Genomic DNA, 244 nt, shown 5'->3' on the forward strand with positions numbered 1-244 from the left:
CGGCACCCGAGCGACGCCGACCGCGACGAGTTCAACCGGATCATCGATCTGGAATATGACCGCATCCGCGACTTCCTGATCCTACATTACCACGCCACGACGCGCGACGATTCCCCCTTCTGGAACTATGTGCGGACCATGCCCATCCCGGACAGCCTGGCCGAGAAGATGGAGTTGTGGCGGCGGCGCGCGCGGGTGGTGAAGTATCGCGAGGGCGTGTTCCTCGATGCCAGCTGGATCGCGG

At 63.9% G+C, this 244-nt stretch carries 1 protein-coding gene; it reads left to right on the plus strand.

Translation table 11 applies throughout. From position 1 onward, the window contains the following. Window positions 1–244 (plus strand): tryptophan 7-halogenase (locus tag AC3II9_RS22320; RefSeq protein WP_489158948.1); only part of this gene is annotated, 244 nt, incomplete at both ends.

This window comes from Lysinibacillus sp. RU7 (assembly GCF_057837305.1).